The organism is Pacificoceanicola onchidii (assembly GCF_004804335.1).
In the GTDB taxonomy this organism is placed as follows: Bacteria; Pseudomonadota; Alphaproteobacteria; order Rhodobacterales; family Rhodobacteraceae; genus Pacificoceanicola; species Pacificoceanicola onchidii.
This window is the reverse complement of sequence record NZ_SRXY01000007.1, coordinates 1-12,502: the sequence shown is the minus strand read 5'-3', so window position 1 is coordinate 12,502 and position 12,502 is coordinate 1. Positions and strand designations below refer to the sequence as shown.

Here is a 12,502-nt window from a genome sequence, read left to right as displayed (position 1 = left end):
TCAGCACAGGCTTCATGGCTCACCCCCAGAGCGCTGCTTCGGACGGGTGCACACCGGCTGTATCAAAAGTCAGCGGATGCGCGCGGTCTTCCGCCAAGAGCAGCGGTCCGTCGAGATCGACGACCAACGCGCCCTGCGCAAGCAGCACGGCCGGAGCCATCGCCAGCGAGGAGCCAACCATGCAGCCCACCATGATATCGTAGCCTTCCGCGCGCGCGGCGTCCCGCAAGGCGAGCGCTTCTGTCAGGCCGCCAGCCTTGTCCAGCTTGATGTTGACCACGTCGTATTTGCCCTTGAGCTTTGGCAGGCTCTCGCGGTCATGACAGCTTTCATCAGCACAGACCGGGACCGGCCTTGCGATATCGCGCAATGCATCATCTTCGCCGGCAGGCAGGGGCTGCTCAACTAGAGACACGCCCAAGCGCTGCAAATGCGGGCATAGGTCCGCGTAGACTTCTGCGCTCCACCCCTCGTTGGCATCGACAATGATCCGGGCCTCAGGCGCGCCACGACGTACCGCTTCGAGACGCGGCATGTCGTCGGGTGTGCCCAGCTTGATCTTGAGCAACGGGCGATGCGCATGCTTGCGCGCCGCCGCTTCCATCGCGTCCGGCTCACCCAGAGACAAGGTAAAGGCGGTGATTTCCGGCCCCGGTGCCGTCAAACCGGCGATCTCCCACGCGCGTTGCCCCGCCATTTTGGCTTCCAGATCCCACAACGCACAATCGACCGCGTTGCGGGCCGCACCGGCGGGCAAAAGGTTCTGCAGGGCGGCGCGGGTCACGTCCTGGGGCAATCCCATGACCTCAGCCTCAACGCTCTCAAGGCTTTCACCATAGCGGGCATAGGGCACGCACTCGCCGTGTCCGACATGGCCTCCGCGGCTCACGGAAACCGTCAGAACCTGCGCTTCGGTCCGGCTGCCACGCGAAATTGTAAATGCCTCAGCCAGCCAAAACACATCCCGCTCAACCTTCAAACCCATGCCCAGACCCTTCGTTTCCTGTTGATCAAAAAATCCCGATCGAACCCGCCGTTCCAAGGCGCGGACAGGTGCCAAATCGGGACGGTGGGCGGGGCGCCTTTGCCCAATCGGGCAAACAGCGCCGCGCACCGTTTACAGCGCGGCCAAAGCCTCCGCCAGTCTCGCGGCTCCATGGCGGAACGGGTCAACCGTCGGCAGGCCCAGCCGTTTTTCGACCTCCGCGCAATACTCCGCCGCTTCCGCCTCGCCCATGTGCTGTGTGTTGATCGAGACACCGACGACCTGGCACGCCGGGTTGGCAACCTTGGCCAGCTCCAGCGACAGATCCCGCACCGCCTCAATCGTCGGCAGCTTATACCCCGGCAGGCCCCGCATATGGGCGCGCGTCGGTTCATGGCACAGGATCAGCGCATCCGGCTGCCCGCCGTGGATCAGCGCCATGGTCACACCAGAGAAACTGACGTGAAACAGGCTTCCCTGCCCCTCAATCACATCCCAGTGGTCGGGATCATTGTCCGGGGTCAGCCATTCGATCGAACCGGCCATGAAATCTGCCACAACGGCGTCCAGCGGCACGCCATCGCCGGTGATAAGAATGCCGGTCTGCCCGGTCGCCCGAAACGTGCTTTTCATCCCGGCTTCGCGCATCGCCTTGTCCACGGCCAAAGTCGTGTACATCTTTCCGACAGAACAATCGGTGCCAACAGCCAGCACGCGCTTGCCCGTCCGCGTTTCACCGCTGGCGATAGGATAGTCCACTTCCGGCACGCGCACGTCATGCAGACTCCGACCGCAAGCCTCCGCAACGGCTGCGAGGTCCGGCTCATCCTGCAACAGATTATGCAGGCCAGACGCCAGATCGAGCCCTTCTTCCAAAGCAGCCACAAGAACCTTTTTCCAGCTCTGGCTGATCTTGCCACCGCGGTTGGCGACGCCGATCACGAGCGTCTTCGCTCCTGCGGCTTTCGCCTCTTCAAGGCCCATGTCCGTCAGACCAAGGTCCGCCTGACAGCCCTCCATGCGGAACTGCCCCACGCAGTTTTCCGGGCGCCAATCCTTGATGCCCTGAGCGACCTTGGCTGCAAGCGCGTCAGGCGCATCCCCCAAAAACAGAAGATATGGTGTCTCGATCATGGCATCCCCCTTTCAAAGCTCGGTGTACTTTGCACACTGGCCTTCGAAAATTTCGCCCCAAAACGCGCCCATGAATTGATCATGCTCGAATTTTCTTCGTCAAATTGCATCATGAACGCAAGATTCTCCCACCAAACCGACGGGCTCCCCGTAGAAATGCTGCACCTGCACAAAGTTCTTGCGCAGCTCCTTGTAATTTCATAACCAAACAGCAGCTCGAAACGAAATTTCCTTACCCAAAGGTGTACGCATGTCCTTCCGCATCCAGCCCACTGCCCCCGCGCGCCCAAACCGCTGTCAGCTGTTTGGCCCGGCGTCCAACACCAAGCTGCCTCCGAAGATGGCCACCTCTGCTGCCGACGTGATCAACCTTGATCTGGAAGACTCGGTCGCCCCCACGGACAAGGACATGGCCCGCAAAATGGCCATTGAAGCAATCGGCGACATCGATTGGGGTAACAAAACATTGTCCGTGCGCATCAACGGTCTCGACACGCCATACTGGTACCGCGATGTGGTCGATCTTCTGGAACAGTCCTCCGAGCGCCTTGATCAGATCATGATCCCCAAGGTGGGTTGCGCCGAAGATATCTATGCCGTGGACGCGCTGGTCACGGCTATCGAGCGCGCCAAGGGCCGCACGAAGCCGATCAACTTCGAGGTGATCATCGAAAGCGCCGCGGGCATCGCCCATGTCGAGGAAATCGCTGCAGCAAGCCCGCGCATGGCCGCAATGAGCCTTGGCGCCGCGGACTTCGCCGCTTCCATGGGCATGGCGACCACCGGCATCGGCGGCACGCAGGAAAACTATTACATGCTGCATGAAGGCCAGAAGCACTGGTCCGACCCGTGGCACTGGGCGCAGACTGCCATCGTTGCCGCCTGCCGCACTCACGGCGTGCTGCCCGTCGATGGTCCTTTCGGCGATTTCTCCGATGATGACGGGTACCGCGCACAGGCGCTGCGTTCCGCGACGCTTGGCATGGTTGGAAAATGGGCCATCCACCCCAAGCAGATCGCTCTGGCCAATGAAGTCTTTACCCCGTCCGAAGCCGCTGTCACCGAAGCGCGTGAAATCCTCGCCGCAATGGAGCAGGCCAAAGCCAACAACGAAGGCGCAACCGTCTACAAAGGCCGCCTCGTCGACATCGCGTCGATCAAACAGGCTGAAGTGATCGTGCGGCAGTCTGAAATGATCGCTGGCAACTGAGCAAGGAAGCCGGGCGCCCTGCATAGGATAGGCGCCCGGCCTCCGCTTCTTTGTGCCCAAAATATCCTGGGGAAGGCGCAGCTACGCTGCGACTGGGGCAACGCCCCAAAACCCCTCCGCAGGCGCGGGTAGAGTCAGGCCCTTTCATCCTTGGGTGAGCCCATAACCACATAGGTCTGCAGTGTATTCACCTGCGGAAGGGCACCGAGAACATCGGTGTGAAACGCCTTGTAAGCTGGCAGGTCGGCCACTTCGACCCGCATCAGATACTCAACGGCCCCGGTGATATTGTGGCACTCCCGCACCTGCGGGGCCGCCAACATCGCACGCTCAAAGCTCTCCTGGGACGCCTTCGTGTGTGTGTTCAGACCCACCGTGATATAGGCCGTGAAGCCGATCCCGGTTTTCTCTGCAGACACCACGGCGCGATACCCTTGGATCACACCGCGCTTTTCCAATGACGCGACCCGGCGCAGACAGGCAGAAGGGGAAAGCCCGACCCGTTCGGCCAGAGCCAGATTCGACTGCCTGCCGTCGCGGCCCAGTTCGCGCAGTATCCTGCGGTCAATCTCATCGCTTTCGATCATAAATTGCGTCATTACAGCCTTGGCAGCGATCTTTGCAATTTAATTGTTCGCCATTTGGCTAGAAATTGCAGGATGACACTTGATATCTTACTCGCCCTTGCATTGTTCTGCGCCGCCACCCTGTTCACTCCGGGTCCAAATAACCTGATGCTCATGGCCTCAGGCGCGAATTTCGGCTTGCGCCGCACCGTGCCGCATCTGGCCGGGGTCGCGTTCGGGTTTCCGTTGATGATTGTCCCCGTCGGCCTTGGCGTCATGCAGATCTTCGACCTTTGGCCGCCTGCGCACACCGTGCTGCGCATCGTGTCTTTTGCCTACATGCTGTGGCTGGCATGGAAGATCGCTCATGCAGCGCCAGTGCAGGACCGGACCTCAGGCGCACGTCCTCTCAGCTTCGTGCAGGCGGCAGCATTCCAATGGGTCAACCCCAAAGCCTGGTCCATGGCTCTGGGCGCGATCACGCTGTACGCCACGAGCCGGGATCTTGGCGCGATTCTCTGGGTTGCGGGCAGTTTTGCAGTGCTGGGTCTGGCATCTGCCCTGACATGGACGACACTTGGAACCGCTGTGCGGCGGATGCTCGCAAACCCCTCGCGGCTGCGGGTCTTCAACTGGATCATGGCAGGTCTGCTGCTTGCTTCGATGATCCCCGTTTTGCTGACATGACAGCGGCCCGGGGCAAAGCCCCGGGACACCGGCCGTCCTGCCTCAGGACACAAGAGGCACGCAGATTTCGGTCAGCAGCGCATCCGGCTTCACAAACATCGGGCTGTTTAGATAGCTCTCAAACGGCGCGCGGTCAGCCAATTCGGCCCCGCTTTGAGAGACTGCATTGCAATAGGTGTCTTCCCAGGCCTTCGGCAACCCAGCGTAAGGCCCCTTGTACGTGGTCACGAGGTGAGGACCGCCCGGGATAAGATAGTCCTGCAAGGCCGCAGGCTTGTCGAATTCTGCTTTGACCACAACACCTGCAAAACTGTTCAAATCGGCTTCCTCAACCTCATCAAGCGAATCGAAATAGAGGCCAACCATCCCCACAGCTTGGTCCCAGAGGTTTTGCGCCGCAAACACCGCGCCCACCTGCTCGAACGCACGCCCTATCTCATAGTAGGCGCCTTTGTGCGGCAGGCCGACCAAACGGAGGTCCGGAAGGTCTTTGATTTCATACGGTAACATGGGGCTCACTCCTGTCTTGAGGGGAAGAATGTCCGGCTCCGGGACACCGCGTTGCCGGAATTGCAGAGGGGTCATGCCAGTCTGGGATTTGAACACACGGGCAAAGCTCTGACCGTTGTCATAGCCACATCGCGTCGACACCTCTCCAACGGACATCTGCGTATGGGCCAACCACATTGCCGCCCGATGCATCCGAATACGCCGCACCGCCCCGGCCACAGTTTCGCCGGTCAGCGCAGAGAACACGCGATGGAAGTGGAACCGCGACAAAGCGGCAATCTCGGCCAGCGCGTCCACGGATAAATCCCCGGCAGGATTGTCAAAGATGTGCCGGATCACGCGGCGGATCCGACCTTCCAAACCTGTCTGTGTCTCATTGTCTTTCATGCCGTCAGCATTACCCATTCCGGCGCGACAAATCTTGCTTTGTTGCATTCGCCGTAAAGCGCGGCCATATAGCGCAGGAACCAAGGAGACCCGTGCATGACCCATTACCTCGACTTCGAGAAGCCGCTTGCGGAAATTGAAGGCAAGGCTGAAGAGCTGCGCGCCATGGCGCAGGGCAACGAGGATATGGACATTGAGGACGAGGCCAAAGCGCTCGACCGCAAGGCGTCTGCGCTGCTGCAGGACCTCTACAAAAAACTGTCGCCTTGGCGCAAATGCCAGGTCGCCCGCCACCCGAACCGCCCGCACTGCAAAGACTATATCGACGCGCTGTTCACGGAATACACGCCGCTGGCGGGGGACCGGAACTTTGCGGATGACCACGCTGTGATGGGCGGACTTGCGCGGTTTAACGATATGCCCGTTGTCGTCATTGGTCATGAAAAGGGCAACGACACTCAGAGCCGCATCGAGCGCAACTTCGGCATGGCCCGCCCGGAGGGTTATCGCAAGGCCATCCGCCTGATGGAAATGGCCGACAAGTTCGGCCTGCCAGTGGTGAGCCTTGTCGACACCCCCGGCGCATACCCCGGCAAAGGGGCCGAAGAACGCGGCCAGTCGGAGGCGATCGCCCGCTCGACCGAGAAATGCCTGCAAATCGGCGTGCCTCTCGTATCCGTTATCATCGGCGAAGGCGGCTCCGGCGGCGCAGTGGCCTTTGCCACGGCGAACCGTCTGGCGATGTTGGAGCACTCTGTATATTCAGTGATCTCCCCAGAAGGCTGCGCCTCGATCCTCTGGAAAGACGCTGAAAAGATGCGCGAAGCGGCTGAGGCTCTGCGGCTGACCGCGCAGGACCTGTTCAAACTGGGTGTCGCAGATCGCGTCATTCCGGAACCCCTGGGCGGCGCACACCGAGACGGCGAGGCTACGATTCAGCTCGTCGGCAAAACCATCGCAGGAATGCTCGAAGATCTGTCCGGGAAATCGGGCAAGGATCTGGTAGATGCGCGACGGACGAAGTTCCTCGGGCTTGGTTCCAAGGGGCTGGCGGCCTGATCGCGGACACTCCGCTCGGACAAGTCTGACGGCCCTAACCAAAACAGGGCAGTATGGCTGCGTGTTGCCGCGCGACAATACTTTTCGGGCGCGCTTGCGGGCCGCCCGGTGGTTTACGGCAAATTAACCTTCGTGAACGCATGCTTTTGTCCTGACCTGGGACCAAGAGCCGATTCTGCATGTCACCAATGGCTAAATCATTTTTCCCGAAGCTGTCTCGGAGGGTCGAGGCATGAGCGGCGCTGGCATGCCGGCCTGGATCGCCCGGCACTTGGATTACGTGAAAAAGAACAAGAGCGCCCCGACCAAAGACGGCGCAAACCGCGGGTACGCTCAACCGAGTAGTAGCGGCGGCGCAAAAGGATTTTCCGAGGCCGCCATGCAAGGGCTGAGAGACCTCGAAGCGCGCATTCCGCCACCTGATATCGACGCCCGCCCTGCTTTTCAGCCCAGCCACCAGCACAGTGACAGGCTCTCGCCCAAGAACGCCGCAGGCGGTGGCTTGATCACGGATGATCGCGGCAACACCCGTCCTCACTACCACGGCCACCGGGAACGCTTGCGCCAACGCTTTTTGCAAGGCGGCCATGAGGCGATGCCGGAGTACGAGGTGCTGGAACTGCTGCTTTTTAATGCTATTCCGAGGATTGACGTCAAACCGCTGGCCAAACGTCTGCTGGCAGAGTTCGGGGATCTGAGTGGCGTCATTGCTGCTTCCGAACACCGAATCCTTCAGGTGCAAGGCGCGGATCGTTGGGTTTTCCTCCAGCTGCGGATTGCAGAGGCGATGGCGCACCGCATGACCAAAGCCAAGACGCTGGAGCGTGATCTGCTGTCTTCTTGGGATGCCTTGATCGACTACTGCCGTACCGCCATGGCGCATCGGGATACGGAGCAGTTCCGCATTCTGTACCTCGATCGAAAAAACAAGCTCATCGCCGATGAGAAGCAGGCGGACGGCACGGTCGATCACGTGCCGGTCTATCCGCGCGAGGTGGCAAAACGGTCGCTTGAATTGAACGCAACTGCGCTGATCCTCGTGCACAACCACCCATCCGGCGACACCACACCCAGCTCTGCGGATATCGACATGACAGAACAGATCGTCAGCGCTGTCGGCGTGATCGGCGTGACTGTTCATGACCACGTGATCATTGGCAAGGAGACCGAGTATTCCTTCCGGGCAAACGGGTTCATCTGACCGAAACGAAACAATTCCCACAGCCAAGTGACCGCCTGTCAGCGCATCGTTTGATGACGCGCGGAATGTCTCTCGGCATAACAAGGGCATGGAAATCGTTTTTGCATATGGCGCGGGCCTGCTGACGCTGATCAACCCCTGCGTGGTACCGGTTCTGCCCATTGTCATTGCGACGGCGCTTCAGGCCAGTCGCCTCGGGCCGGTCGCCATGGCGGCGGGTTTGAGCCTGTCTTTTGTCAGTCTCGGGCTTGGCATCACCGCCTTTGGTCATGCCATCGGTCTGGATATCGATACAGTCTCAAAAGCCGGGGCGGCCATTATGATCCTCTTCGGTGCGGCGCTGCTCTTGCCGCAGGCGAGCGCAATCATGGCCGGCGCCACTGCTGGCCTGTCGTCGCGCGCCGATGCTCAGTTAGACAATGTTGATCGCGGCGGGTTGACCGGGCAGTTCCTCGGCGGTCTGCTTTTGGGAGCCGTCTGGAGCCCGTGCATCGGACCCACGCTCGGCAGCGCCATCGGCCTTGCCAGCCAGGGTGAGAGCCTCCTGCGGGCGGGCTTTATCATGCTGGGCTTTGCAGCCGGTGTGTCGACCCTGATTCTCGGGCTTGCTTATGGAACGCGTGGCGCGATTGGGCGGCACAACGCATTGCTCCGCCGTCTTGCCGTACAAGCCCGCCCGATCCTTGGCGCGACGTTCATCCTTGTCGGCACCGCCCTGATCCTGAACTGGCATCACGTGATCGAAGCCTGGCTGATCCAGGTTTTGCCTACGTGGCTTATCGACCTTTCCGTTTCCCTTTGATCTTAGGAGGACCTCATGAACAGACGCGACTTTCTCATCCTGACCGGCGCCGCAACGGCGCTGCCGTTGACGGCTTCGGCGGCGTCCATGGACTACAAGCCGGGGCTTGTTTCGAAACACCTGAAGGCAGGCGATACCGTCTTCCTCGACTTCAAAGCCAGCTGGTGCAGCACCTGCGCCGCGCAAGAACGAGTTATCAACGCTCTCAAAAAGCAAAACCCGGCTTATGAGCAGTCCATTGTCTTCATCGACGTGGATTGGGACCAGTACGGCAAGTCCGATCTGGTGAAATCCCTGAAAATCCCGCGCCGCTCGACACTGGTTGCGCTGAAAGGGGATCAGGAACTTGGCCGGATCATCGCGCAGACCTCGCAAAGCAGCATCAAGGCACTGATGGACGCCGCTCTTGGCGCAGCATCCGCCTAACTGGCGAGCATCCGTAGACCCTGGGTCACATCAGACCGAACGGCGAGCCGCAAACCCGGCTCGTCGCCTGCTTTCAGCGCAGCAATGATCAGCCTATGGAACTGAGGCGGCTCAGACCGTCGCAGACGCCCGTAGAGCGCCCGCATCGTCGGTCCAAGCTGCAGCCAGACCGTCTCACACATCGCCAGCATCGCCGGGGCCTGAGCGCGCAGATAAAGCGTTCGGTGAAACTCCAGATTGGTCCGGATATACCCAACCGCGTCACGGTTGCTGACCGCATCCGCGATTGTGCTGTTGATGCTTTGCAGCCGATCTATCAGGGCCATGTGAGCCCGTGGCAGGGCACGAGACGCCAGCTCGACCTCGATCAGGGATCGCAGCGCCGCAAGTTCCTCAATCCGTTCGTTCGACAACTCGGGCGTTGCAACTCTCCCCGAGGACGACATGCTCAGCGCCCCTTCGGCGACAAGGCGATTCACCGCTTCGCGCGCCGGTGTCATGGACACCTCGAACTCCTTTCCAAGGCCCCGCAGGGTCAAAGCCTGACCCGGTGCGATCTGCCCATGCATGATGCGGCTTCTGAGACCACGATACACGCGATCATGCGCAGAAGTGGCGGTATCGGCGGGGCGGGAAATGGTTGCTTGCATGGCTTCATTTGTGATCACAAATGAAGGGCGGTCAATAGCCTTCTCGCCGGTCCGCCCGCACTTAATCGAAACGATAGCGGTGCAATGCCGGGCCATTCTCTCGCAGCCACCGCCTTGGTCCGCGCCAGTCGCCATAGAGCTGCTCTACAACCGCCCAGAAGGCCGCGGAATGGTTCATTTCCTGAAGATGGGCGACTTCATGCGCCGCCACGTAGTCAAGCACCTCTGGCGGCGCCATGATCAAGCGCCAGGAATACATGAGCCCGCCATCAGCCGTGCAGGAGCCCCAGCGGGACCGCGTGTCTCTTAATGTCAGTCGATTGTACGGACGGCCAAGGCGCGCAGCGTAGCGATCCGATGCCTCTGCAAGCCTGTCCCGCGCCAGGGTCTTCAAAAAGGCCTGAACCCGGCGGGGCACCTGCGCCTCGGCACCGGGGATCATCAACGTATCGCCGGAACGTTTCACGGATCGCCCTGACCCGGGGACCAGCGCCACATTTCTTCCATGGATCGGAAGAGACTGTCCAAGTGAGACAATCGCCGCCGCCTCGTGTTTGTCCAGATGCCCGCGCAACCAGTCTTCCTTGGACAGGACAAAGTCCCGCCCCTCCTGCTCGCTCACCCCTTTTGGCAGTGTCAAAGTCACCCGCCCGTCGAGTCGCGACAACCGCAACGATAGCTTCTTTGCGCGCGCCGAACGCCGTACGGTCACAGAGATCGGTGGGTTGCCGGAAAGACGAATTTGCCCCATATGCCGCTTGTCCACGTGATTGGCGCCAAAGGCTTTGACATGCTCGCAGTGTTATGGCAGTTGGCGCAGATTGTCGACATGACCACGAGTTTGAAAGGGAATCTCTGATGCCCAAAGAAGAATGGGGTATAAAGCGCGTCTGCCCGACCACCGGCAAACGTTTTTATGACCTGAACCGCGATCCGATCGTCAGCCCCTACACCGGTGAGGTTGTGAACCTCGACACCGGAAAGCGCGGCCAGATCGAAGCAGATGGCGAAGACAAAGCTGGCAAGGCCAAGGCGTCTGAAGAAGGCGAAGAGGTCGATCTGCTGGACGATGATGACGTCGATGTTGATCTGGGCGATGATGATGTTCTTGAGGACGAAGACGACGAAAACGTCTCTTTGGACGAAATTGCGGACGTCGCCAGCGAGAGCGACGACGACTCTTAAAAACTTTTGCGAGGCGGGATTTTTCTGCTTGATCCCGCCCGCAGCATTGCGTAATCACCCGCGCACGGCATCGACGAACTTACGAAGATGCACCCAAGGATGGGGCCTTAGCTCAGCTGGGAGAGCGCCTGCATGGCATGCAGGAGGTCAGCGGTTCGATCCCGCTAGGCTCCACCAAATTCTTACATCATTTGCTTTACTAGGATGTGTTGCTCTCTTGTGCGGCATTGGGAAACGGTGAGCGCACGACGTGCGACTGGGGAGTGCCCCAACTATTTGTTGGCCCAGCGTTTCCACGTCGCTCGGCAAGCGCTCCCAGGCAGTGCCAAAGTGGTAATCAAACGGCAGACGCTTCCGAATGATCTACAATCAGCCGATCAGCGGATTGAAAAGAAAGACTGCCGTCTCGGGTTCGAAGCCGGGTTGTACTGGGATCGCCATCCCTGCCCTGCAATGGAAATGTCGAGCCGTAGGCTTGTTGTCCCTAGAGCCGCATGTTGCCCAAGAGGAGCCCACTATTTGGCAATCAATCCGTTCGGGTGGGAAAGGAACAGGTGAACGTCAGGACATGCGAAAAGGGCCTCCACGAAGAGACCCTTGACAGATTTTCAAAGCGGAGCCGAGCAAATGGTTATGTACGGCTCTTTCTTCGCACAACCGCTGCACCTGCCATGAGTACACCCAGGAAAAGCGGCAGGGATGCAGGCAGTGGAACGGCAGCTGTCGCCGTTTCGATTGAGAACGTCGCCACATTAGAACCGGTGGAAAGACTTCCTCCACCAAAAGCGACCGTGAACGTATCGCCAAGCAGAGTGCCCACCACGCCCGATGAGAAAGCGTCCGACGTTTTGATGAACGTGGCACCGATGAAAGCGGAACTTGTGAAAACGAGCGACCAGTTACTCGCTCCGCCGGAACCTGAAGAAGCCACTTGGTCGATTATCAATGAGCCATTCGTGAAATCTGAGTAAATCCCGGAGAATCCATCAATAAACCCGAATTCCTCGGCCGGGTCAGCGATCGTGACCGTTGTCGAACCGCTCGAGTTCAAGTATCCGCTGGGAACAAAGCCATTTGCGGAATCGTAAAAATTCAACGGAACACTGCCAAACTGCAATGCCCCGGTTACGTCTTCTCCCAGCAATGTGCTGGCATGCGCTGCACCGGAGCACACGCCCAGAGCCACAGTGATAGCAGCAAAAATACCTTTGATGTTTATATTTGGCATCCCCACCCTTAACGTGGCGTTAATCAAGCTCGTTTTTGCGGGTCTTGTCAAAAATTCATGCTGGGAGAGACGTTCCAAACTTAGCTATTGTCCAACTGATGACAATTAATGAGCACTGCCCGTCCGACCGGAAAAGCTATTGGGTAAATCGCGTGCGCTCTAACACGACAACGGAATGGCGAATTCCCGCCTTGCGATATTCAATTCTTTCCGATTGGTCTGCTGTTGAATTGCGATTGGGTGCGGCTTCCTTGGTAGCGACGTTTTCCGCTGGAATTTCCATTCAAACTGTTTCGCGGCTTTGCAAAACGCGCCGCATGCCAGATTGATATCTTGTCTAGCCCGTTTGCGTTGATTTGAGTTTTTGGTTGCGGGAGCAGGATTTGAACCTGCGACCTTCAGGTTATGAGCCTGACGAGCTACCGGGCTGCTCCATCCCGCGACGCTTTGATCACTCTTTGAGTTTGAGTGA

Annotated in this window: 14 protein-coding genes and 2 tRNA genes; 8 read left to right on the top strand and 8 right to left on the bottom strand. The window is 59.4% G+C overall.

Going from position 1 to position 12,502, the window contains the following annotated elements:
• Positions 1–19: 19 nt before the first annotated feature.
• Together dgcA and dgcN are read right to left on the bottom strand one after the other, a co-directional pair.
• Complete coding sequence (gene dgcA / locus E4662_RS17260) at positions 20–985, bottom strand: N-acetyl-D-Glu racemase DgcA (RefSeq protein WP_136442862.1); 966 nt, start codon at positions 983–985, stop codon at positions 20–22.
• A gap of 132 nt (positions 986–1,117) precedes the next feature.
• A complete protein-coding gene (dgcN, locus tag E4662_RS17255) occupies positions 1,118–2,119 on the bottom strand; it encodes an N-acetyltransferase DgcN (RefSeq protein ID WP_136442861.1) in 1,002 nt (333 codons plus the stop codon).
• Between the two features lie 250 nt (positions 2,120–2,369).
• Here dgcN and E4662_RS17250 point away from each other — a divergent pair, with 250 nt between their 5' ends.
• Complete coding sequence (locus tag E4662_RS17250; RefSeq protein ID WP_136442860.1) at positions 2,370–3,329, top strand: L-malyl-CoA/beta-methylmalyl-CoA lyase; 960 nt, start codon at positions 2,370–2,372, stop codon at positions 3,327–3,329.
• Between the two features lie 134 nt (positions 3,330–3,463).
• Here the strand turns inward: E4662_RS17250 and E4662_RS17245 are convergent, their stop codons facing one another.
• Positions 3,464–3,916, bottom strand: coding sequence for an Lrp/AsnC family transcriptional regulator (locus E4662_RS17245; protein ID WP_136443152.1), 453 nt, complete (start codon positions 3,914–3,916; stop codon positions 3,464–3,466).
• A 72-nt stretch (positions 3,917–3,988) separates the two neighbouring features.
• On the opposite strand from E4662_RS17245, the gene E4662_RS17240 reads away from it, so the two are divergent.
• On the top strand, positions 3,989–4,582 hold the full coding sequence (locus E4662_RS17240) for a LysE family translocator (protein WP_136442859.1): 594 nt from the start codon (positions 3,989–3,991) through the stop codon (positions 4,580–4,582).
• A 42-nt stretch (positions 4,583–4,624) separates the two neighbouring features.
• Here the strand turns inward: E4662_RS17240 and E4662_RS17235 are convergent, their stop codons facing one another.
• Positions 4,625–5,479: an AraC family transcriptional regulator gene (locus tag E4662_RS17235; protein WP_136443151.1), complete on the bottom strand. Its 855-nt coding sequence runs from the start codon at positions 5,477–5,479 to the stop codon at positions 4,625–4,627.
• A 96-nt stretch (positions 5,480–5,575) separates the two neighbouring features.
• Here E4662_RS17235 and E4662_RS17230 point away from each other — a divergent pair, with 96 nt between their 5' ends.
• From E4662_RS17230 to E4662_RS17215, 4 genes are all read left to right on the top strand, one after another.
• Positions 5,576–6,538: an acetyl-CoA carboxylase carboxyltransferase subunit alpha gene (locus tag E4662_RS17230; protein WP_136442858.1), complete on the top strand. Its 963-nt coding sequence runs from the start codon at positions 5,576–5,578 to the stop codon at positions 6,536–6,538.
• A gap of 379 nt (positions 6,539–6,917) precedes the next feature.
• Entirely contained in the window at positions 6,918–7,739 is an 822-nt protein-coding gene (gene radC, locus E4662_RS17225) for a RadC family protein (RefSeq protein WP_136443150.1), read from the top strand.
• An 88-nt stretch (positions 7,740–7,827) separates the two neighbouring features.
• Positions 7,828–8,541, top strand: a complete 714-nt coding sequence (locus E4662_RS17220) for a cytochrome c biogenesis CcdA family protein (RefSeq protein WP_136442857.1) — start codon at positions 7,828–7,830, stop codon at positions 8,539–8,541.
• A 15-nt stretch (positions 8,542–8,556) separates the two neighbouring features.
• A complete protein-coding gene (locus tag E4662_RS17215; RefSeq protein ID WP_136442856.1) occupies positions 8,557–8,967 on the top strand; it encodes a thioredoxin family protein in 411 nt (136 codons plus the stop codon).
• Here the strand turns inward: E4662_RS17215 and E4662_RS17210 are convergent.
• Complete coding sequence (locus E4662_RS17210) at positions 8,964–9,617, bottom strand: GntR family transcriptional regulator (protein ID WP_136442855.1); 654 nt, start codon at positions 9,615–9,617, stop codon at positions 8,964–8,966. The genes E4662_RS17215 and E4662_RS17210 overlap by 4 nt on opposite strands.
• A gap of 61 nt (positions 9,618–9,678) precedes the next feature.
• Positions 9,679–10,368, bottom strand: a complete 690-nt coding sequence (locus E4662_RS17205) for a M48 family metallopeptidase (protein ID WP_136443149.1) — start codon at positions 10,366–10,368, stop codon at positions 9,679–9,681.
• A 107-nt stretch (positions 10,369–10,475) separates the two neighbouring features.
• Here E4662_RS17205 and E4662_RS17200 point away from each other — a divergent pair, with 107 nt between their 5' ends.
• Positions 10,476–10,802: a TIGR02300 family protein gene (locus E4662_RS17200; protein ID WP_136442854.1), complete on the top strand. Its 327-nt coding sequence runs from the start codon at positions 10,476–10,478 to the stop codon at positions 10,800–10,802.
• A 101-nt stretch (positions 10,803–10,903) separates the two neighbouring features.
• Positions 10,904–10,979 (top strand) — tRNA-Ala (locus E4662_RS17195).
• Between the two features lie 454 nt (positions 10,980–11,433).
• Here E4662_RS17195 and E4662_RS17190 read toward each other — a convergent pair.
• Positions 11,434–12,108, bottom strand: coding sequence for a hypothetical protein (locus tag E4662_RS17190; protein ID WP_136442853.1), 675 nt, complete (start codon positions 12,106–12,108; stop codon positions 11,434–11,436).
• Positions 12,109–12,395: 287 nt separating this feature from the next.
• Positions 12,396–12,472 (bottom strand) — tRNA-Met (locus E4662_RS17185).
• Positions 12,473–12,502 lie beyond the last annotated feature (30 nt).